The following is a 1,992-nucleotide window of genomic DNA, read 5'->3' as shown; positions in this document are numbered from 1 at the left end:
CCACTTCCCCCTCCCACAATCTTCGTCCCTGTCAAACTTGCACTTGTCACATCTATCCCCACATACACCCCATACTTCGTAAACTCTTTTATCACCCCCCCACTAATCGTCAAATTCCCCGTCCCCATCATCACTACCCCCTCCTCAACCTTTGAAATCTCCACCCCACTCAACGTCACCTTTTTCCCTCTCGCATGTATCCCCTTACCCTTTCCCCCTCCCACAATCTTCGTCCCTGTCAAACTCGCACTCGTCACCCCGTCCCCCACATACACCCCATACTTCGCAAACTCTTTTATCTCCCCTCTTGTCACCGTCATCTCTCCCTTCCCCATCATCACTACCCCCCTCTCAACCTTTGAAACCGTCACCCCATCCAACGTCACTTTACCCCCCATCGCATAGACCCCGTATCCACTTCCTCCCCCCGTAATCGACCCCCTCTCTATCTTCAACGTCCCCTTCTCCATATAGACCCCCCTCCCAACCCCTGAAACCTTCACCATATTCAACGTCACCTGCGCCGTCCCCGACATCTCCACCCCAGTCTTTCCAGCCCCCTTTCCCTTAATCTCTCCCCCCACCACACTAGCAATCCCCCCCTCCACCATAAGCCCCGTCCCACCTGTTTCAACCGTAATCGTCGATTCCCCCATCACCTTCAACTCCCCACTTGTCACCTTAAGCCCCGTTGCAAACCCCATAACCTTCACCCCTCCATTCAACGTCACCGTATTCGAAGTACTCACATCCACCCCCACACTCCCAACACCCCCACTTCCCTGAATCATCCCCCCCACCACACTAGCCCTCCCATTCCCCTCCACCTTAAGCCCCGTCCCACCTGCTTGAACCTCAATCGTAGCCTCCCCATTCACCTTCAATATCCCCTCCCCCGACACCTCCACACCAACCCTCTTTCCCTTAATCATCCCCCCCATCACCTTAAGCCCCTCTAAACTCCCACTTGTCACCTTCACCCCCGTTGCAAACCCCTCAACCTTCACCTTATTTACCTCCAACATCCCCCCCGTCCCCCCCGACATCTCCACCCCCGTTCCAGTTCCCCCCTTTCCCTTAATCTCTCCCCCCATCACATTAGCCCTCCCCGACCCCGTCACCTTCATCCCCATTTTCACATCTGTCATCGTCACCATATTCACCGTCAACGTCCCATTCTTTACCTCAGCCCCCGTTCCCCCACTTCCCTGAATCGTCATACTCATTACATTAGCACTAGCACCCCCCGATCCCTGCATCGTAATCCCCGTCCCCCCATTTTCTAAACTAATCGTCGCCCCTCCCCCCATCACACTAGCACCCCCCTTACTCCCCTTAAACACTATCCCCTTCTGTACCCCCGTAAAACTCGTACCCACCAACGTCACAGTCCCCCCACCCTGCCCCACCTCTATCCCCGTATTATCTCCCCCTCCACTAACCTTCACCCCCCTATTCAACGTCACATCTCCCCCTCCACCCACCTCAATCACAGCACCACCCCCATTCTTCACCCCAATCGATCCTTTAACCACAATAACAGAAGACTTTGGACCCAGCACCACTATCCCCGTTTGCATATTTGTCATCGTCACATTATTCACCGTCAGCTTCCCTCCATTTTCCACCTGAATCGCCGGATGACTATTACTACCATTATCCGTAATCTTCAGCTCACTACTTATCGTAATATTCGTCCCTCTCCCATACACCTTCACAGCAGGCCCATCACTATTCCTATTCGACCCCCCCGTCCCCCACTTCCCACTCATATCTATAGTTCTCTTACCACTCAGCTGTCCACCACTCCCCTTCCCATTACTCCCCCCATCACATTCGATCCGCCCCTTATCATTATCACTACTACTCCCATTACCACTAGAATTAGCAACCCCCTTACAATTCAGTCCAGCATAAACCTTATTTTGATCTGTAAGAAGAGCAAGACTAGCCAGAACAGCTGTCGAGAGAACACACAAACAAACATGATGT

General features: G+C 53.2%; 1 protein-coding gene. It reads right to left on the bottom strand.

Annotated elements, in window-relative coordinates; translation table 11 throughout:
- The coding region (locus ME3_RS07035) for a right-handed parallel beta-helix repeat-containing protein (protein ID WP_007477833.1) at positions 1–1,992 on the bottom strand (1,992 nt) is incomplete at both ends.

It is taken from the genome of Bartonella melophagi K-2C (genome assembly GCF_000278255.1).
GTDB lineage: Bacteria > Pseudomonadota > Alphaproteobacteria > Rhizobiales > Rhizobiaceae > Bartonella > Bartonella melophagi.
Note: the sequence above shows the minus strand (reverse complement) of the source record. Positions and strands in the feature narration are given on the sequence as shown.